Source organism: Mesobaculum littorinae (genome assembly GCF_004011175.1).
Taxonomy (GTDB): Bacteria; Pseudomonadota; Alphaproteobacteria; order Rhodobacterales; family Rhodobacteraceae; genus Tranquillimonas; species Tranquillimonas littorinae.
The window spans coordinates 25941-43423 of sequence record NZ_RQXX01000001.1 but is presented as its reverse complement, the minus strand read 5'-3'; the positions used below and the strand labels follow the sequence as shown (position 1 = coordinate 43423).

General features: G+C 68.2%; 20 protein-coding genes. 10 read left to right on the top strand and 10 right to left on the bottom strand.

From position 1 onward, the window contains the following. Positions 1-57: 57 nt before the first annotated feature. The gene (locus EKE94_RS00230; RefSeq protein WP_127904602.1) at positions 58-636 is read left to right on the top strand and encodes a nitroreductase family protein; all 579 of its coding nucleotides are present in this window, start codon (positions 58-60) and stop codon (positions 634-636) included. Between the two features lie 43 nt (positions 637-679). Next, entirely contained in the window at positions 680-1426 is a 747-nt protein-coding gene (locus EKE94_RS00225; RefSeq protein ID WP_127904601.1) for an EI24 domain-containing protein, read from the top strand. Here the strand turns inward: EKE94_RS00225 and EKE94_RS00220 are convergent. Together EKE94_RS00220 and mce are read right to left on the bottom strand one after the other, a co-directional pair. Then, positions 1335-1649, bottom strand: coding sequence for a DUF1467 family protein (locus tag EKE94_RS00220; protein ID WP_127904600.1), 315 nt, complete (start codon positions 1647-1649; stop codon positions 1335-1337). The genes EKE94_RS00225 and EKE94_RS00220 overlap by 92 nt on opposite strands. Before the next feature lie 75 nt (positions 1650-1724). Next, on the bottom strand, positions 1725-2183 hold the full coding sequence (mce, locus tag EKE94_RS00215) for a methylmalonyl-CoA epimerase (protein WP_127904599.1): 459 nt from the start codon (positions 2181-2183) through the stop codon (positions 1725-1727). Between the two features lie 114 nt (positions 2184-2297). Here mce and EKE94_RS00210 point away from each other — a divergent pair, with 114 nt between their 5' ends. Both EKE94_RS00210 and EKE94_RS00205 read left to right on the top strand, forming a co-directional pair. Further along, entirely contained in the window at positions 2298-3020 is a 723-nt protein-coding gene (locus tag EKE94_RS00210; protein WP_127904598.1) for a response regulator, read from the top strand. A 195-nt stretch (positions 3021-3215) separates the two neighbouring features. Next, the gene (locus EKE94_RS00205; RefSeq protein ID WP_127904597.1) at positions 3216-3431 is read left to right on the top strand and encodes a hypothetical protein; all 216 of its coding nucleotides are present in this window, start codon (positions 3216-3218) and stop codon (positions 3429-3431) included. 153 nt (positions 3432-3584) lie between these two features. Here the strand turns inward: EKE94_RS00205 and EKE94_RS00200 are convergent, their stop codons facing one another. The 5 genes from EKE94_RS00200 to aspS all read right to left on the bottom strand — a co-directional run bounded on the left by EKE94_RS00200 (position 3585) and on the right by aspS (position 9732). Next, a complete protein-coding gene (locus tag EKE94_RS00200; protein WP_127904596.1) occupies positions 3585-4808 on the bottom strand; it encodes a DUF1501 domain-containing protein in 1224 nt (407 codons plus the stop codon). A gap of 11 nt (positions 4809-4819) precedes the next feature. Beyond that, positions 4820-6178, bottom strand: coding sequence for a DUF1800 domain-containing protein (locus tag EKE94_RS00195; RefSeq protein WP_127904595.1), 1359 nt, complete (start codon positions 6176-6178; stop codon positions 4820-4822). Between the two features lie 202 nt (positions 6179-6380). Beyond that, positions 6381-7418, bottom strand: a complete 1038-nt coding sequence (locus EKE94_RS00190) for an aldo/keto reductase (protein ID WP_127904594.1) — start codon at positions 7416-7418, stop codon at positions 6381-6383. A gap of 305 nt (positions 7419-7723) precedes the next feature. Then, positions 7724-7954, bottom strand: a complete 231-nt coding sequence (locus tag EKE94_RS00185) for a DUF1413 domain-containing protein (protein ID WP_127904593.1) — start codon at positions 7952-7954, stop codon at positions 7724-7726. Beyond that, positions 7954-9732, bottom strand: coding sequence for an aspartate--tRNA ligase (aspS, locus tag EKE94_RS00180; protein WP_127904592.1), 1779 nt, complete (start codon positions 9730-9732; stop codon positions 7954-7956). The genes EKE94_RS00185 and aspS overlap by 1 nt, the downstream gene beginning before the upstream one ends. A 327-nt stretch (positions 9733-10059) precedes the next feature. On the opposite strand from aspS, the gene EKE94_RS00175 reads away from it, so the two are divergent. Beyond that, positions 10060-11328: an SAM-dependent methyltransferase gene (locus EKE94_RS00175; RefSeq protein WP_127904591.1), complete on the top strand. Its 1269-nt coding sequence runs from the start codon at positions 10060-10062 to the stop codon at positions 11326-11328. A gap of 119 nt (positions 11329-11447) precedes the next feature. On the opposite strand, the gene EKE94_RS00170 is transcribed toward EKE94_RS00175, so the two are convergent. Continuing rightward, complete coding sequence (locus EKE94_RS00170) at positions 11448-11951, bottom strand: type III secretion system chaperone family protein (protein WP_127904590.1); 504 nt, start codon at positions 11949-11951, stop codon at positions 11448-11450. A 511-nt stretch (positions 11952-12462) separates the two neighbouring features. Further along, complete coding sequence (locus EKE94_RS00165) at positions 12463-12714, bottom strand: accessory factor UbiK family protein (RefSeq protein ID WP_127904589.1); 252 nt, start codon at positions 12712-12714, stop codon at positions 12463-12465. A 109-nt stretch (positions 12715-12823) separates the two neighbouring features. Here EKE94_RS00165 and lgt point away from each other — a divergent pair, with 109 nt between their 5' ends. The 5 genes from lgt to EKE94_RS00145 all read left to right on the top strand — a co-directional run bounded on the left by lgt (position 12824) and on the right by EKE94_RS00145 (position 16937). Beyond that, the gene (lgt, locus tag EKE94_RS00160) at positions 12824-13720 is read left to right on the top strand and encodes a prolipoprotein diacylglyceryl transferase (protein ID WP_127904588.1); all 897 of its coding nucleotides are present in this window, start codon (positions 12824-12826) and stop codon (positions 13718-13720) included. After that, positions 13717-14826, top strand: coding sequence for a class I SAM-dependent methyltransferase (locus tag EKE94_RS00155; RefSeq protein WP_127904587.1), 1110 nt, complete (start codon positions 13717-13719; stop codon positions 14824-14826). The genes lgt and EKE94_RS00155 overlap by 4 nt, the downstream gene beginning before the upstream one ends. Then, positions 14823-15581, top strand: coding sequence for a peptidoglycan editing factor PgeF (pgeF, locus tag EKE94_RS00150; protein ID WP_127904586.1), 759 nt, complete (start codon positions 14823-14825; stop codon positions 15579-15581). The genes EKE94_RS00155 and pgeF overlap by 4 nt, the downstream gene beginning before the upstream one ends. Positions 15582-15844: 263 nt before the next feature. Further along, a complete protein-coding gene (locus tag EKE94_RS18505; protein WP_164870774.1) occupies positions 15845-15991 on the top strand; it encodes a hypothetical protein in 147 nt (48 codons plus the stop codon). 271 nt (positions 15992-16262) lie between these two features. Next, entirely contained in the window at positions 16263-16937 is a 675-nt protein-coding gene (locus EKE94_RS00145) for a Hint domain-containing protein (RefSeq protein ID WP_164870773.1), read from the top strand. Between the two features lie 41 nt (positions 16938-16978). Here the strand turns inward: EKE94_RS00145 and EKE94_RS00140 are convergent, their stop codons facing one another. Then, on the bottom strand, positions 16979-17479 hold the full coding sequence (locus EKE94_RS00140) for an Lrp/AsnC family transcriptional regulator (protein WP_127904584.1): 501 nt from the start codon (positions 17477-17479) through the stop codon (positions 16979-16981). Positions 17480-17483: the final 4 nt, after the last annotated feature.

Genomic DNA, 17483 nt, shown 5'->3' with positions numbered 1-17483 from the left:
GCCCGCGCCTCTACCGCGACAGCCGCCGCCCGTCGCCCGACCGTTCAGGAGACACTGATGCCCGATCCCAACCCCGCCGCGCTGGACTTCCTTCTGTCGCGCCGGTCGCGCCCGGCCAAGACGCTTGGGGCCCCCGCACCCGATCGCGACGCGCTGCGGCCGATCCTGACCGCGGCGGCGCGTACCCCCGATCACGGCAAGCTTGAGCCCTGGCGGTTCATCGTTCTCGAACGCGCGGCGCTGGACCGGCTGGCCGATCTGGTCGTCGCGCGCGGCGCGGCGCTGGACCAGCCCGAGGAAAAGGTCGCCAAGGAACGCGCGGCCTATGCGGGCTCGCCTCTGGCCGTCGCCGTTGTCGCCTGCCCCAAACTCTCCGAGAAAGTGCCCGCCATCGAACAGACCCTGTCGGCCGGGGCGGCCTGCCTGCAACTGCTGAACGCGGCGCTTGCCGCGGGCTGGGGGGCGAACTGGCTGTCGGGCTGGCCCAGCCACGACCGCCCTTTCTGCGAAGAGGGCCTGGGCCTCGCGCCCGAAGAGTGGATCGCCGGCGTCATCTATATCGGCACCGAACGCGTGACCCCGCCCGAGCGTCCGCGCCCCGATCTCGACCGCATCGTCACCTGGGCCGACGCCTGAGGCCCGCCCCCGAAGCGCCCCCACGGACAAAGAAGGCAAATCGATGATCCTGAGCGATTTCTGGAAGGCGCTGGCGCAGACCGGCGACCCGGTGTTCCGCCGCGTGCTGGCCAAGGGCATCGGCCTGACCGTGCTGCTGCTGGTCGCGGTCTACGCGCTGGTGCTTTGGCTCTTGAACACCGTGCTGCCAGACACCGTCACCCTGCCGCTGATCGGCCAGATCGCCTGGGTCGACGACCTGCTCTCGGGGGCGTCGATCTTGCTGATGCTGGTGATGTCGGTGTTCCTGATGGTGCCTGTCGCCTCGGCCTTCACGTCAATCTTTCTCGACGACGTGGCCGACGCGGTCGAGGCGCGGCACTATCCCGCGCTTGCCCCCGCGCCGCGGCTGAGTCTGCTGCAGGGGCTAAGCGACAGCCTGCGGTTCCTGGCGGTGATCTTCGCGGCCAACCTCGTGGCGCTGGCGATCTATCTTGCGGTCGCCCCGCTGGCGCCGTTCATCTTCCTGGCGATGAACGGCTGGCTTCTGGGGCAGGAGTATTTCCAGCTTCTGGCGATGCGGCGGCTGGGCCGGGCGGGCGCCAGGGCGATGCGGCGCCGTCATGCGCCCGAAATCTGGATCGCAGGCACGCTCATGGCGCTGCCGCTATCGGTGCCGATCCTGAACCTCGCGGTTCCGGTCCTGGGTGCGGCGACCTTCACGCACCTCTATCATCGGCTGGCACGTCGCGGGCGGCCCCGGCAGGCGGATCCATTCGCCCGAACCAGTCGAGATCACGCACCCCGATAGGCCCCCACAGGATCATCGCGCAGGCCGCCGCCCATATGACGATGGTGGCAACCGTCACCCAGATGAACTTGGCCTTGTAGAAGATATGTTCGGGCGCGCCCGCATGTGTGCCCGGAACGATGTCGCCCAGATCGCCCTGCGTCCGGATCCGGATCGGCAGCGCGACGAACAGCGCCATGAACCAGATGACGGCAAAAAGCACGATGGCCGACGTGATCGCCATTGGGGCGTCTCCTCCTGCAACTCGGGGTGCCTGTCACAAAGCCCGGGACGCGCGGGAAAACAAGGGGGCTGCTTCCTAAGGTCGCGCCGGCTGGGGCCGCCCTGCCCGGGCACCATCGGCCGGACGGGGCTCCGTCTCCTCCAGCTCGATAAGGCAGCCGGCAAAGTCCTTCGGGTGCAGGAACAGAACCGGACGGCCGTGCGCGCCGATCCGCGGCGTTCCGTCGCCCAGCACCCGCGCCCCCTGCCGCACCAGCCGGTCGCGGGCGTCGACGATGTCGGGCACCTCGTAGCACAGGTGGTGCATCCCGCCCGCGGGCGCACTGCGCAGGAACCCCGAGAGGGGCGACGCGGCACCCAGGGGCTGCATCAGCTCGATCTTGGTGTTGGGCAGGGTGACGAAGATGACCGTGACGCCATGCTCGGGAAGATCGCGGGGCGCGCCGACCTCGGCCCCCAGCGTGTCGCGATACTGGGCCGCCGCGGCCGCGAGGTCCGGCACCGCGATGCCCACGTGATTGAGCCGACCGATCATGCCCGGACCTCCCTGCCGCCCGCGCGGTGCGCTTAACCCTTCCTTAGCCTTATCGACTCATGCTGATCCAGACGAGGCCCCGCGCCCGAAGGCGCCGTTTTCAGGATATGCCCGATGTTGATTGACGACAGCATGCAATTCGTCCCCCGCCCGACGCGGGACCGCCCCCTGCTGGGGCAGACGGTCCTGGTTGTCGAGGACAGCCGCTTCGCCGGCGAAGCGCTGCGCCTGATCTGCCTGCGCAGCGGGGCGCGGATCCGCCGGGCCGACAGCCTTCGGTCGGCCGCGCGGCACCTGACGACCTACCGCCCCACCATCGTGATCGTGGACTTGGGTCTACCGGACGGATCGGGCCTGTCCCTGCTGTCTGACCTGGCGGCGGCGCGGCCCCGGGTGCCCGCGATCCTGGCCATCTCGGGCGATGACACGCTGGCCGGGCGCGCGACCGAGGCGGGCGCCGACGGGTTCCTGGAAAAACCCTTCGGCACCCTGTCGCAGGTGCAGGCCGAACTGATCCGGCTGCTGCCGCAGGACATGCAGCTGCGCGAGCCGCGGCTGGTGGTGGAAGAGCCCATTTCGCCCGACCGTGCAGCCTTGCAGGACGACCTGTCGCTGGCCGCGTCGCTGCTAGATGCCGGCACCGACGATCCGACGCTCTCCTACGCCGCAGGCTTTGTTCGCGGGTTGGGTTTGTGCAGCGGCGACCCCCTGCTGGTGACAGCGGCACAGGATTTCATGCGCCAGACCGACCACGCCGCCGCCCCGCAACGGGCGATGCTCGCGGGCATGGTGCAGGAACGTCTGGGCCGCCTGTCGAAGACCCCGTTGAGCGCATGATCCTTTGGCCCCGCGCCGCGCGGCCACGCCTTGGGAGGCCGGACAGAGCCCGGCCGGGGATGAACGGGTCGAAGACTGCCACCTCAATATACGTCCATGACCAAAATCCTGCCCGATTTCAGGGTGATCAAGAAAGAAACCGTTAACTCAGATCCCACTGCAAGCCGGGTCTGACCGAGTTCAGGGAGCGATGCGATGCTTCAAAGCGTGATCGACGGGATCGAGCTGCCCCAGACCCCTGCAAAGGTGCTCGGGCGGGCGGTGTTCGCGGCTGGTCTGCTGTCGCTGTGCATCGCGATCACCGGCACCCTGGTCCGGCTCGACCCCGCGGCGGACGCGCTTCGGGACAGTGCCACGCCCGTGGCGCAGCCCGCCGCCGCGCTTTCCCAATCCGACACCGACCGCGCCTGAAGAGGTAACCGGACGGTAAGACCTCGGCTGCTTTCGCTTGAAGCAGCGCCTTCCCCGTTTTGGGTGTCAATACGAGCACCACCCAAGGGACGTTTGCCGGACGGTGTCCCGCCGCAATGTGCCACCGACTTGCGCTGGCCGTTCCGGTTTCGCCTATAGCACCAGCCCGGGATCTTCGCCGAGGTCGAGCCCCGGAAATATGCTGGTTTCGATCGCGGATCTCTCTACCCCGAACAGCCCCCGCATCACCCAGGCGGCATAGCTGCGGACGTCCGAGGTGGGCATCAGGTCACGCCGGTCGTAAAGGTCGGCCTCGCCAAGGCCCGGCCATCTGCCCAGAACCCGCCCCCCGCGCAGCGCCCCACCGGCGGTCAGCATCGCGCCACCGGTGCCGTGATCGGTGCCCTCGGTGCCGTTAAGCCGCGCGGTGCGCCCGAACTCGGTCATCGCCAGCACGGCGGTCTTGTCCCAGACCGGGCCCAACCCGCGCTTCAGCACCAAGATGGTTTCGGCCAGCCGCCCCAACGAGCGGGTGATGGCGCCCTCCTGCCCGCGATGGGTGTCCCAGCCGGGCAGCGAAAAGGCCGCGATTCGCGCCTCGTCGTAAAGCCGCGCGGCGGCAAAGGCAGCCAGGGCCTCGCCTGCGCGGCCGCCGCCCTTGCGCATCGCCTCGGCCAGCGCGACCTCGCGCGGGGCAGTGCCGCCGAACCGCCCCAGCTCGGCCAGCTGGATCGCCTGGTCCGCAGCGCCCCGGAACAGCGGATCGTCCTTGTAGACCTCGCCCAGCAGCAGCTGGGCCTGCGCGGTCAGATTTAGCCGCGCGTCGGGCGACCAGCTTTTGAAGGGCGCCGCGCCGCTCAGGATCTTCAACTCCTCGCTGCCCACCGCATAGGCCGTCTCGCCGCGCAGCCCGGGCGTCGTCTGCAGCATCCGGTTCAACCAGCCATCACGCACATGCGGGGCATCGACGTCAAAGCCCGTCCCCGCCTCAAGCAGGTCCTGCCCGTCGAAATGGCTGCGCTTGTCGCGATAGGGGGTCGAGGTCGCGTGGACGACCCCCAGCTGCCCCGCCTGCCACAGCGGGTAGAGCGGGCTGAGCGCCGGATGAAGCTGGTAGAACCCGCCCAGGTCCAGCCCCGGACTGGCTGCGGGACGCAGCGCCGCAAAGCCCGGATCGCCGACCGGGCGTACCACGTCCAGCCCGTCCATCCCGCCGCGCAAGATGATCACGACCAGCCGCGCATCCCCGGGCGCCGAGGCGAAGGTGATGGCCGTGGTCAGGGGATGCGCCGCGACGGAGCACCCCATCAGGGCCGCGCCCTTCAAAAGCCCCCGCCGCGTGAACCGGCCCTGCGCCGGTCTGCCGGTATCGGTCATGATCGCCCCACCTACCTGCGGTTGAATTCGGGCGCGGACAGCACGAGGCCCACCCCCTGGTCGCGCGTTTCCGACGCCGCGGCCGCCCAGACCAGCCGCTCGGACGCCATGTCCCCCAGCACGGTGAGGACGAAGTCGCGCGGATCGGGCAGCGGATCGACCAGCCTTGCCGGCACCGACATCGCCCAGTGGATGCGCCCTGCCAGGCCCTGCGGCGTGATCCAGGCCGCGGCCTCTTCGGACCAGCCTGAGGGGTCGGGCGGGGCCATGAAAGGTTGCCCCATGACCTGTGCCGGGCGGGCAAAGGCCTGGTTCAGAAGCTTGTTGGGCATGTTCGACACCGTGCTCCCGGCGACGCCCAGCGCGACCAGTGCGCTGGCCATGAAATCGAAGGGCCGCTTGGCCTTGCCAAGCTCTGTCGCCCAGGCTGCGGGATGGTCGAGCATAGCCGAATAGACCTGCATCAGGTTGCCGTCGCTGCGGCTCCACGCTGTTTCCATCTCTGCGATGACCCCGGGATCGGGGCGGTCGGCCAGAAAATGCGTGGCGATCGCGGTCGAGACGTGATGCGCCGTGTCGGGATGCAGGGCGAGGTCGTCCAGAAAGGCGAGGATGTCGCGCCGGCCGGGTTTCGCGCCGCCGTAGGCCACGCCCAGCACCGTCTCCGCGCCCGGCTCGGCCCGCCTGGGCAGGAACAGCGGGCCCTTGTTGATGTTGAAGGAGAGCCCGGTCAGCAGCTCCGCGAACTCGGTCACGTCGGCCTGGGTATAGCTGCCCTCGGCGCCCATCGTGTGCAGTTCCAGCACTTCGCGCGCGAGGTTCTCGTTCAGCCCCTGCCCCCGGTCGCGCCCCAAGGCCGACCCGGGCCCGACCGAGGCGACCTGGTCGAGGTAGACAAGCATCGCCGGGTGAAGCACCGCGGCCTTGAGCAGATCGCCGAACTGCGCAGCGATATTCGGCCGAATCGCCTGGTCCAGATAAGCGGGCCCAAGGCCGGACAGCCGGGTCTGCGTGACACGAACCGCGAAGTGATCGGCCCAGAAATGCATGAGGCGCTCGCGAAAGGGCGCCGGGCTGTCGGCAACCCGGGCCAGCGACTGGCGCAGCCCGCTCATCTGCGCCGACGACAGGTCCTGCCGCGTACGCTCTTTCACCGTCTCGGCGCCCGGCTCATTGCGGGCCACCGCCTTTTGCGCATCGCGGTCGGCGCGCGCGATCTTCAGCGCCCTGTCGAGGGACGGCATCGGGAACGCCCGAAGCAAATCGTCGGGGGCGGACAGCGAGGCAAGGATCGCCTCGGCCCCAGAGGGCATCGCGCGCGCGCCCGGACCATAGCCGAAGCGGATCGCGGAAAGGCTGCTGAGGGTCATACTCTGGTCGAGGTCATGAGGGGCCCGTGGGATGGCTGGCCGGGAGAGCCCGGCCGTTGCCCCCCTTTACCGCACCTCCGCGCGATCCGTGCATCACGTTTCGCGGCGACCGCACCGGATCGGCACGGGGCCGCCCCCGCCGGGGCGGCAGTCCGCCGCGCCCTGCCCCATGGGTCGGGGCGGCACGGCGGGTCGCGCGCGCCTAGCTGTGCTCCAGCTGGCCGCGGCGGTATTCGCCCTGTCGTTGCAGCATCCAGCCGGGATACTCGGGCGGCAGCGCGGTCAGGTCGTCAAGCCGCGCAAGCTCGTCGTCGGAGAGGGTGACATCGACGGCGCCCAGGTTGTCGGCCAGTTGCTCGGGCCGCTTGGCCCCGATGATGACGCTGGTCACCACCTTCTGGTGCAGAAGCCAGGCCAGCGCGATCTGCGCGACGCTTGCGCCCTTGGTCTCGGCAATCTCGCGCATGGCGTCCAGCGCGGGGAACGCGCGGTCGGTATCGACGGGCGGAAAGTCGAACTCGGCCCGGCGTCCACCCTCGGGCGCGATGTTGTCGCGGGTGTACTTGCCCGAGAGGAACCCGCCGGCCAGCGGGCTCCAGACCATCAGGCCAAGGCCCTCGGACCGCAGCATCGGCACGACCTCGCGCTCAAGCCCGCGGCCGACCAGAGTGTAGTAGGCCTGCAGCGAAAGGATCGGCGCCAGTTGCCGGGCCCGGGTCAGGCCCACGGCCTTCATGATCTGCCACGCGGCCCAGTTCGACAGGCCGATATAGTTGACGTGGCCGTGCTGGACGAGAAGGTTCAGCGCCTCGAGCGTCTCTTCCATCGGCGTCGCGGGATCGAAGCCGTGGATCTGGTAGAGGTCGATGTGGTCGAGGCCGAGGCGCCCAAGGCTTTCCTTGCACTGCGCCAGGATATGACCGCGCGAGGCGCCGCGCTTGTTCGGCCCCTCGCCCATCGGGCCCATGACCTTGGTCGCCACGACTACATCGTCGCGCGCGACACCGAGGTTCTTGAGGCTTTGGCCGAAGATGCGTTCGCTTTCGCCGCCCGCATAGACGTTGGCGGTGTCGAAGAAGGTCACGCCCGCGTCGAGCGCCGTCTTCACCAGCTGATCGGCCTCGTCCTGTTGCAGGCGCCCGATCTTGCCCCACTGCCCGTCGTCGCCGCCGAAGGTCATGGTGCCGAGGCAAAGCTCGGATACGAACAGGCCGCTGGGGCCGAGGGGGCGATATCGCATGGGATGTCCTTTGCGTGTCTGGCAAAAACCGGGCCGGAACCGGCCCCTTCTGTCCCGGATATGGGCCTTGAGTTGCCGAGGGCGACCCCTGGGCGGGCACGTCCTGCCTGCGATTTTTCGCGATCGGCCGAGAGGTTTCGCCTGGGCGCTGCCGATGGACGCCTCCGGCGGGAGTATTTTAGAAGAGAAGAAACCAGGGGCGCGCCTTCGGATCCGAGGGCTTGGGGCAGGCACCCTCGCCCCTCGGGTCGAGGGTTCGGCGCAGCCGGGCGCTGTGCCCGGTCCCATGTTCAGAGTATCGGCGCCTAGCGCCCGTCCCAGCGGTAAAGCCGGCCGCCCCCGGCCTTGCGGCCCGTGTCGTCGACGCCCGGAAAGTCGCCGTTGCGCACGGCCTTCAGGAAGTCGCGACCCCGGCTGACCTTCTCGCCGATAGGCAGGCTGTCCCAGCCGGGGCCGTAGAGGTCGGGAAAGTGGAACTCTCCCGTATCGAAATCGGCCAGCCGTCCGGCCAGCCGATCGCGTTCGCAGTCCTGCATCAGTCTTCGCGCGGCAGGACCCGCAGGCCCAGTTCGCGCAGCTGATCGCCCGTGGGTTCGGACGGGGCGGCCATCATCAGATCCTCGGCGCGCTGGTTCATCGGGAACATGATGACCTCGCGGATGTTCTGTTCGTCGGCCAGCAGCATGACCATCCGGTCGATGCCCGCGGCGCAGCCGCCATGCGGAGGCGCGCCGTACTGGAACGCGTTGACCATGCCGCCGAAGCGCTTGCGCACCTCGTCTTCACCATAGCCCGCCAGCTCGAACGCCTTGAACATGATGTCGGGGCGGTGGTTCCGGATCGCGCCCGAGACCAGTTCGTAACCGTTGCAGGCCAGGTCGTACTGGTAGCCCAGAACCTCCAGCGGATCGCCGTCCAGCGCCTCGCGCCCACCCTGCGGCATCGAGAAGGGGTTGTGGGAGAAGTCGATCTTGCCCGTCTCCTCATCTGCCTCGTACATCGGGAAATCGACGATCCAGGCAAAGGCAAAGCGGTTGAGGTCGGTCAGGCCCAGCTCTTCGCCGATCACGACGCGGGCGCGGCCGGCGACACGTTCGAAGTCCGACGGACGCCCGCCGAGGAAGAAGGCGGCGTCCCCCTTGCCAAGGCCCAGCTGCTGGCGGATCGCCTCGGTCCGCTCGGGCCCGATGTTCTTGGCCAGCGGGCCCGCTGCCTCGACCCCGTTCTCGCCGTCACGCCAGAAGATGTAGCCCATGCCGGGCAGACCTTCTTTCTGGGCAAACGCGTTCATGCGGTCGCAAAACTTGCGGCTGCCGCCACCGGGGGCCGGAATGGCGCGGATCTGGGTGCCGTCCTTTTCCAGCAGGTTGGCGAAGATCGCGAAACCCGAGCCGCGGAAATGGTCGCTGACCACCTGCATCTTGATCGGGTTGCGCAGGTCGGGCTTGTCGGTGCCGTACCAGAGCGCGGCATCGGCGTAGGAAATCTGCGGCCAGACACTGTCGACCGGACGCCCGCCGCCGAACTTTTCAAAGCAGCCCTGGATCACCGGCTGGATGGTGTCGAAGACGTCCTGCTGTTCGACGAAGGACATCTCGAGGTCGAGCTGGTAAAAATCGGTCGGGCTGCGGTCGGCGCGCGGATCCTCGTCGCGGAAACAGGGCGCGATCTGGAAATACTTGTCGAAGCCCGACACCATGATCAGCTGCTTGAACTGCTGCGGCGCCTGCGGCAGCGCGTAGAATTTGCCCGGGTGGAGGCGCGAGGGCACCAGGAAGTCGCGCGCGCCCTCTGGGGAGGAGGCGGTGATGATCGGCGTCTGGTATTCGTTGAATTCCTGCGCCCACATGCGTTCGCGCAGATCCTTCACCACGTTCGACCGCAGAACGATGTTGTCGTGCAGCTTTTCGCGGCGCAGATCGAGGTAGCGATACTTGAGCCGAGTCTCCTCGGGGTATTCCTGGTCGCCGAAGACCTGCAGCGGCAGTTCCCTGGCCTGGCCCAGCACCTCGATGTCGCGGGCATAGACCTCGATCTCGCCGGTGGGGATCTTGGCGTTCACCAGTTCCGGCGCGCGGGCCTTCACGGTGCCGTCGATGCGCACGCACCATTCGGCGCGCAGCTTCTCAACCTGGTCGAAGACCGGGCTGTCGGGGTCGCAGATCACCTGCGTCATGCCGAAATGGTCGCGCAGGTCGATGAACAGCACGCCCCCATGGTCGCGCACACGATGCACCCATCCGGCAAGGCGCACGTCCCGCCCCACGAAATCGGTGTTGAGGTCGGCGCAGGTCTGGCTGCGATAGGCGTGCATCTTGCCTCCTTTCAGGCGTCGGCGGATCGCGGTCGATACACCGCGCCCGGCCCGGGAAGTCAAGCCGGGCCGCCGCGACGCCGCCGCTCGCAACGCCATGCCCAGCCCGAGCGGACCGGCGTGCCCGCTGTGCCCCCGGCCCGGGGTTGATCGAATCCGCCCTGCCCGAGACGTCCGCACATGGTGCGCAACACATCGAGGTTAACAAAGTCTTGACGTGATGGAACAAAGTCCCAGAGTTGCAAAGTGAACGGGACGGTTCGCCATCGTTCCGCAGAAGACGTGCCCCGCCCAAGGGCCGGGGCCTTCGCGACAAGGGGGTTCACGATGTGGGACAAGGCATTCGATCAGGCCGTGCGACGGATCATCAAGACCGGCACGCTTGAGGTCACGATGCCCGACGGGCAGGTCAACCGCTACGGCGACGGAACCGGAACGCCGGTTCGGGTCGCGCTTCGCGATCGCAGCCTGCCAAAGCGCATCGTGCAAAGCCCCGACCTGGGCGTCGGCGAAGGCTACACCGACGGCGATCTGGTCATCGAAAACGACGATCTTCACGGCTTCATGGACCTTGCAGTGCGCAACACGGCGCGGCGCGATTTTGTCTGGTGGCAGACGGCGGCGAATCATTCCCGCACCGCCCTGCGGCGGCTGGCGCAGTGGAACCCCGTGGGCAAGGCCCAGTCGAACGTCGCGCATCACTATGACCTGTCGGGCGAGCTTTACGATCTCTTCCTCGATATCGACAAGCAATACAGCTGCGCCTATTTCACCCGGCCCGACATGACGCTGGAAGAGGCGCAGGAGGCCAAGAAGGCGCATATTGCCGGCAAGCTTCTGATCGAGCCGGGCATGCGGGTGCTGGACATCGGCTGTGGCTGGGGCGGGATGGCGCTGACACTGGCGCGCGACTACGGCGCGCATGTCCTGGGCGTCACGCTCAGCCAGGAGCAGCACAAGGTTGCGGTGCAGCGCGCGAAGGAGGCAGGGCTGCAGGACCGGGTCGAATTCCGGCTGGTCGATTACCGCAACGTGACCGAAACCTTCGATCGCATCGTGTCGGTGGGCATGTTCGAACATGTCGGCGCACCGCATTTCCGCGAGTATTTCCGCCATGTCCACGACAAGCTCAAGCCCGAGGGCATCGCCCTGATCCACACCATCGGCCGCGGCGGGCCCCCGGGTGCCACCAGCCCGTGGATCGCGAATTACATCTTTCCCGGGGGCTATATCCCCGCCCTGTCCGAGATGATGGCCGCGGTCGAAAAGGAAAACCTCGCCTCAACCGATGTCGAGATCTGGCGGCTGCACTATGCCGAGACGATCCGGCACTGGTACGACCGCTTCATGTCCAACATCGACCGCGCGCGGGAGATCTACGATGAACGTTTCTGCCGCATGTGGCGCTACTACCTGATCGCCTGCGAGATGACGTTCCGCCATGCGCAGCAGGTCGTCTACCAGGTGCAGCTTGCGCACGACAAGGCGGCCGTCCCGCTGACACGCGACTACCTTTATCGCGACGACACCCGTGATGGCGCCGAAGACAAGGTCCCGGACCGCGCCCGGGACAGGATGGCCCACGCCGCCGAATAAGGCGCCGCCGAACACGGGGCGGGACAAGGGAAACCCGCCGCCGGTCGCCCGGCGGCGGGGTCTGCCGTGTATGAAACCGGGCCCCGGGGGTCCGGGGCCGCCCTCAGAAAACCCGGGTCTTACGCCCGGCCGTATGCCTCGGCGATGGCGATCTGCATCGCGTCCTTGGTGCTGCGGTCGCCCCAGACGACCAGCTGGAAAGCGGGGTAGAAGCGTTCGGCGGCAACCACGGCCGCGGTGATCAGCCGGTCGATCTGTTCCGGCCCGGCGATCTGCCCGCCGGCCAGAACCAGCCCGTAGCGCCACACCATCAGCCGCTGTTCGGCCCAGTAGGTGAAGGCCCCGGTCCAGCACTGGTCGTTCGTGGCGTTCAGCACCTCGTGCAGCTCGGCCAGACGATCCTCGGGCGGTTCGAATTCAAAGGTCGAGATCAGGCGCAGCGTTTCGTCATAGGACGACCAGGCGAGGGTGATGGAATAGGTGCGCCACTGCCCTTCCACCGTCATCGCGATCTGGTCGTCGCCCACGCGGTCGAATTCCCAATCATGGATCTCGGCAAGATGCTCGACGATATCGATCGGGTGGATTTCGGCGGTATCGAGGTACTGCTCGGAAAGCGACATGGGCGGCCTCGCTGGTTGTGGCGGAAAATCCGCGAAGGACCTACCGCTTGGTGCCTGCTCTAGGGGCGGCGGACGAGGCGCGCACCCTCACGAAATATGGTGTGCGGAAAGCACACCCCTGTAAAGCGAAATGTTGGTGACAACTGCACTCTCTTGTGGATGAGAAATCCCCAACCACCGAGTCTTGTCCCCAGCCGATATCCACAGCCTGTGCGTAAGCCTGTGAGATTCTGGTCCTGAACCGACCGTGGTCCTGTGCGGCACCCTCCCCCTGACTATGGCCAACCTGCCGACGTCCCCGCGGTCCCTGTCACGGGCCCGGGCATCCCCTGCCCGCAGAACGGCCCGGACGGGCCCGGCGCCTGCGCGATATTTCGGCAAAAAGCCGTCCACGACAGGGCCACCCTGCGCGGAACGGGGTTAAGAATGAATTGAGGCGCCCGCGGTCACGGACGCCTCAGTCAAAAGTCTGCGTAAGATGCCCCCTCCCGCCGCGCGAAGGGTCGCCGGATCACTCTCCGGCGTGCTTGGCCTCAAGTGCGGCGATGCGCGATTTCAGCGCCTCGTTTTCCTCGCGCGCCTTCTGCGCCATGACGCGAACGGCATCGAATTCCTCGCGCGTGACCAGATCGCGATCGGCGAGAAAGCGGTCGATCCAGCCGTTCATCGCGGTCTCTGCCTCGCCCCGCGCGCCCTGTGCCACGCCCATGGCGTTGGTCATCAGTTGCGAGACGTCGTCGAAGATCTTGTTACGGGTCTGCATGGATGGGCTCCCTTGTCGGTTATCCCTTATATGGGCGTATCGGCGGGTATTCTCAAGCGGCCCGCGACGTGGCTTGACTCTGCCGCGCCGCCGGGCTCTGACCCCGCCCATGCAGGCAGTTCTCTCCTTCCCCGACATCTCGTCCGAGGTCTTCTCGATCTCGGTCGGCGGCTTTGACTTCGCGCTGCGCTGGTACGCGCTGGCCTATATCGTGGGCATCCTCGCCGGCTGGCGGCTGGCGGTGATGACGGTACGGCGCGACCGGCTGTGGCCCGGCGGACGCGCCCCGATCCCGGCCGACGCGATCGAGGATCTGGTCACGGCCGTGATCCTGGGCATCGTGCTGGGCGGGCGGCTGGGCTTCGTGCTGTTCTACCAGCCGGGCTACTACTTGGAGAACCCGGCCCAGATCCCGGCGATCTGGACCGGCGGCATGTCGTTCCACGGTGGCATGATCGGCGTGGTCCTCGGCGGTGCGTGGTTCCTGCGCCGCCACCCGATGCCGGTGCTGTCGCTGCTCGACTTGCTGTCGCTGGCAGTGCCGCCGGGGCTGCTGCTGGGGCGGATCGCGAACTTCGTCAATGCCGAGCTTTGGGGGCGGCCTTCGACCGCGCCCTGGGCGGTGATCTTTCCCGGCGCCCGGGCGCAAAGCTGCACCAATGTCGACGGGCTGTGCGCGCGCCACCCCTCGCAGCTTTACGAAGCCGGGCTGGAAGGGCTGGTGCTGGGCGGGCTGCTGATCTGGCTGGTCTATGCGCTGGGCGCGCTGAAGCGTCCGGGGTTCTGCGTGGGCGTGTTCCTGTCGGGCTACGCACTGGCGCGGATCTTTGTCGAGCTGTTCCGCCAGGCCGATCCGCAGTTCATCACCGCGGCGAACCCGATGGGATATGTCGTGCAACTGGGCGATTTCGGCCTGTCGATGGGCCAGCTTCTGTCGCTGCCGATGCTGGCGCTGGGGCTGGGTTTCCTGATCGTCGCATTGCGCCGCCGCCCCGCCCCGGCATGAGCGGGCCGCACGAGACCGCCGCCGCCCGCAGGACGCCGGCGGCGCACTGGATCCTCCGGCAGATCCGGGCGCTTGGGCCGATGACGGTGGGCGATTACATGGCGGCCTGCCTGACCCACCCCGAGTTCGGCTATTACGCCGTGCGCACGCCGCTGGGCCGTGAGGGGGATTTCATCACCGCGCCCGAGATCAGCCAGATGTTCGGCGAGCTTCTGGGCCTGTCGCTGGCGCAAGCCTGGCTGGACCAGGGGGCGCCGGCCCCGTTCTGCCTGGCCGAACTGGGCCCCGGCCGCGGCACGCTGATGGCCGACCTGCTGCGCGCGACGCGGCAGGTGCCCGGCTTCCACGACGCGATGCGGCTGACGCTGATGGACAGCTCCGGGCCGCTGCGGGCCGATCAGGCCCGGGCGCTTGCGCCCCACGCGCCCGCGTGGATCGACGGCCTGTCCGAGCTGCCGGAGATGCCGCTTTTCCTCGTGGCCAACGAGTTCTTCGACTGCCTGCCCGTGCGCCAGTTCCTGCGGGCGGGCGACGGATGGCGCGAACGGATGGTCACCGCGCAGGGCGACGCGGGCAGCAGTGCCCTGGCCTTCGCCCTGTCGCCCGAGGATCGCTTTGCCGCGCTCGAACCCCTGCGCGCCGTCACGCCCGAGGGCGAGATGGTCGAATACAGCGCGCCGTCCGAGGCGACGGCCGCAACCCTGGGAGCGCATGTGGCGCGGTACGGCGGCGCGGCACTGATCGTCGATTACGGCGCGGCGCAGTCGCGCGGCGACACGCTGCAGGCCGTCTCGGGCCATCGCAGAGCGGGGCCGCTGGATGCGCCCGGCGAAACCGATCTGACCGCCCATGTGGCCTTCGGCCCCCTGGCCGCGGCGGCGCATCCGGCGGGGGCCACGGGGCCAGTGCCGCAGGGCGTCTTCCTCGAACGGCTCGGGATCACGGCGCGGGCGCAGGCGCTTGCCCAAGGGATGACCGGTGCCGCGTTCGACACCCATGTCGCGGCGCATCGGCGGTTGACCCACCCCGAGGAGATGGGCAACCTTTTCCAGGTGATGGCGATACACCCGAAAGATGCGCCGCCCCCGCCGGGCCTGGCAGAATGACGCTGGAGGTGCTGACCGCACCGGCCCTGCGCCCCGTGCGCCACGGCTTCTTCACGCGCAAGGGCGGAGCCTCGTCAGGCGTGTTCGGCGGTCTGAACTGCGGGATCGGATCTTCGGACCAGCGCGAGGCAGTGGCGATCAACCGCGCCCGCGTCGCCGCCGACATGGGCGTCGCGCCGGGGGCGCTGGTGACCGCGCATCAGGTCCACTCCGCCGACGTGGTCGAGATTACCGGGCCCGCCGCCGTTCCGCCGCCGCGCGCCGACGCGATGGTCACCCGCGAACCGGGCATCGCGCTGGCGATCCTGACCGCCGATTGCCAGCCCGTTCTCTTCGCCGATGCCGAGGCCGGCGTGATCGGTGCCGCGCACGCGGGATGGAAGGGCGCGCTGGCCGGCATCCTGGGCAACACCATCGACGCGATGGAACGTCTGGGCGCGCAACGTGACCGGATCACCGCGGTGATCGGCCCCTGCATCAGCCAGCGCAATTACGAGGTCGGGCCCGAGTTCCTTGACAGCTTCATGGCCGAGGACCCCGACCTCACCCGGTTCTTCGCTCAAGGCCCGGGTGACAGGATGCTGTTCGACCTGCCCGGCTTCGGTCTGCACTGCCTGCGCGCGGCGGGGGTGGGTCAAGCCGAATGGACGGGGCATTGCACCTACGACGACGCGGCACGCTTTTTCTCCTACCGCCGCTCCTGTCACCGGCAAGAAGCCGATTACGGCCGCCTGATCTCGTCCATTCGGCTCTGATTTCCGGCTCCCTTGCCGCTGACCGTATCGACGCACTGCCGGCTTTCCTTTCGTGGTGAGAGCTCTCGGGTCGCGCCAGCCCTCGGGCCCGCCAACGACCCCCCTGCGCAATTTGGCAGGAATAAGGCAGGCGTGGCGCGCAAATCGGCCCCAACTTTCCCTGCAAGCGCCCCATCCGCGCCCCAATAGAGAGGTCTTCTGGGGTCAACAGAGGCGCGTCCCAGCTGCCGGGACGGTCGCGAAAGACCAAGGAAGGACCGATCATGGCCCATAACCGCCGCTGGCTGCAAAGCGCGATCGACGAAAGCCGCACGACCGAGGTCAGCCTGCCCTGGCAACGCACCGCGCACAGCGTGGATGCCACAGCGATCAGCCAATTGCATCCGACGCAGGCCCCTGCAAAACGCTGAGCCGCGGGCGCACGTGTCCGGCACTGAGCTCCCCGCCGTCTGATCCAATCTGCGCGGCTCCTTCGGGCACCCCCCGCCCTATCCCTCGCCCCCTCTCCGCGAACCGCCCCGCTGCGCGGCGCCAGACGGCCCTGAAAGGACTGACGTCATGTCGTATTCCCGCCCCGGCCCCTCTGCCCGCGCGGGGTCATGGCGGGTGACGCCGGCCTGGAGCGCCCGGCAAAAGACGCCCCGCCCCGACCCTTCACCGCCTATGTTGTCGTCCGGTCCGATGCGCCGCTACGACATTTCCTGGATGCTGCCCTCGGGCGACAGCCAGTCGACGGCGCTGGCCGCCCCCGCCATCCCGATGTTCGAAGAGGCCTTCGGTGGATTCGGCCGCGGCGCGATGGTGACGACCTCCGAGGGGCCCGTCGCGGTCGAGGACCTGGTGCCTGGCATGATGGTCGAGACATCGCACGGCCGGGAGCCGCTGCTGTGGATCGGGGCGATCACGCTGGTCCCCGACCCGACGGGCGAGCCACCGGTGCGCATGTTCCGCCTGCCGGCGGACGCCTTCGGCCTCGACCGTCCCGCGCCCGATCTGATGCTCGGCCCCGCGGCGCGGCTGGTCAACCGCGCGCCCAGGCTGCGCGCTGCGATGAAGACCGACGCCGCGCTGACCCCGGTTTCGGCGATGGTTGACGGCACCCGCGTGATCCAGATCACCCCGATTTCGGCAATGCGCACGTTTCACCTGGGCTTTGCCGGTCACCAAACCCTGTCGGTCAGCGGGATCGAGGTGGAAAGCTTCCATCCCGGCACGCTGAACCTTGCGCAGCTTGGCACGGGGATCGTCGAGCTGTTCATGTCGCTGTTCCCCCATCTTTCGGGGGTCGAGGCCTTCGGGCCGCTCTGCATGCCCCGGCTGACCGAAGAGGATCTGGAGTGGGTCCAGGTCGCCTGACGGCGCCCCCACCGATCCGGCGCCCCGTCGTCGCGCGGGGCTCAGGCCGAGCGCGTCAGCCGGTCTTCGAGGATGTCGAAGGGCACGCCGGGTTCGTCCTTGGCGCCACGGATCACAAGCGAGGTCTTCACGCTGGCCACGTTCTGCGCCGCGGTCAGCTTCTCGGTCAAAAAGCTCTGAAAGGTCGACAGGTCCGGCGCCACGCATTTCAGGATGAAATCCACCTCGCCGTTCAGCATGTGGCATTCGCGGACCAGGGGCCAGGCGCGGCACTGCTCCTCGAACCGGGCGAGATCGGCTTCGGCCTGGCTTTGCAGGCCGACCATGGCGAAGACCTGAACCTCGAACCCCATGGCGCGGGCGTCGATCCGGGCGTGGTAGCCGTTGATATAGCCCGCCTCCTCAAGCGTGCGGACCCGCCGCAGGCAGGGCGGGGCCGAGATCCCGACGCGCCGCGCAAGTTCGACGTTGGTCATGCGCCCGTCCGCCTGAAGCTCGGCCAGAATCTTGCGGTCGATCGGGTCGAGTTTGCTGGCAGCCATCAAT

Bases quoted from the DNA above. Each gene is read 5' to 3' on its own strand.
- EKE94_RS00230 (WP_127904602.1), top strand. From the start codon at position 58: ATGCCCGATCCCAACCCCGCCGCGCTGGACTTCCTTCTGTCGCGCCGG.
- EKE94_RS00225 (WP_127904601.1), top strand. From the start codon at position 680: ATGATCCTGAGCGATTTCTGGAAGGCGCTGGCGCAGACCGGCGACCCG.
- EKE94_RS00220 (WP_127904600.1), bottom strand. From the start codon at position 1,649: ATGGCGATCACGTCGGCCATCGTGCTTTTTGCCGTCATCTGGTTCATG.
- mce (WP_127904599.1), bottom strand. From the start codon at position 2,183: ATGATCGGTCGGCTCAATCACGTGGGCATCGCGGTGCCGGACCTCGCG.
- EKE94_RS00210 (WP_127904598.1), top strand. From the start codon at position 2,298: ATGTTGATTGACGACAGCATGCAATTCGTCCCCCGCCCGACGCGGGAC.
- EKE94_RS00205 (WP_127904597.1), top strand. From the start codon at position 3,216: ATGCTTCAAAGCGTGATCGACGGGATCGAGCTGCCCCAGACCCCTGCA.
- EKE94_RS00200 (WP_127904596.1), bottom strand. From the start codon at position 4,808: ATGACCGATACCGGCAGACCGGCGCAGGGCCGGTTCACGCGGCGGGGG.
- EKE94_RS00195 (WP_127904595.1), bottom strand. From the start codon at position 6,178: ATGACCCTCAGCAGCCTTTCCGCGATCCGCTTCGGCTATGGTCCGGGC.
- EKE94_RS00190 (WP_127904594.1), bottom strand. From the start codon at position 7,418: ATGCGATATCGCCCCCTCGGCCCCAGCGGCCTGTTCGTATCCGAGCTT.
- EKE94_RS00185 (WP_127904593.1), bottom strand. From the start codon at position 7,954: ATGCAGGACTGCGAACGCGATCGGCTGGCCGGACGGCTGGCCGATTTC.
- aspS (WP_127904592.1), bottom strand. From the start codon at position 9,732: ATGCACGCCTATCGCAGCCAGACCTGCGCCGACCTCAACACCGATTTC.
- EKE94_RS00175 (WP_127904591.1), top strand. From the start codon at position 10,060: ATGTGGGACAAGGCATTCGATCAGGCCGTGCGACGGATCATCAAGACC.
- EKE94_RS00170 (WP_127904590.1), bottom strand. From the start codon at position 11,951: ATGTCGCTTTCCGAGCAGTACCTCGATACCGCCGAAATCCACCCGATC.
- EKE94_RS00165 (WP_127904589.1), bottom strand. From the start codon at position 12,714: ATGCAGACCCGTAACAAGATCTTCGACGACGTCTCGCAACTGATGACC.
- lgt (WP_127904588.1), top strand. From the start codon at position 12,824: ATGCAGGCAGTTCTCTCCTTCCCCGACATCTCGTCCGAGGTCTTCTCG.
- EKE94_RS00155 (WP_127904587.1), top strand. From the start codon at position 13,717: ATGAGCGGGCCGCACGAGACCGCCGCCGCCCGCAGGACGCCGGCGGCG.
- pgeF (WP_127904586.1), top strand. From the start codon at position 14,823: ATGACGCTGGAGGTGCTGACCGCACCGGCCCTGCGCCCCGTGCGCCAC.
- EKE94_RS18505 (WP_164870774.1), top strand. From the start codon at position 15,845: ATGGCCCATAACCGCCGCTGGCTGCAAAGCGCGATCGACGAAAGCCGC.
- EKE94_RS00145 (WP_164870773.1), top strand. From the start codon at position 16,263: ATGCGCCGCTACGACATTTCCTGGATGCTGCCCTCGGGCGACAGCCAG.
- EKE94_RS00140 (WP_127904584.1), bottom strand. From the start codon at position 17,479: ATGGCTGCCAGCAAACTCGACCCGATCGACCGCAAGATTCTGGCCGAG.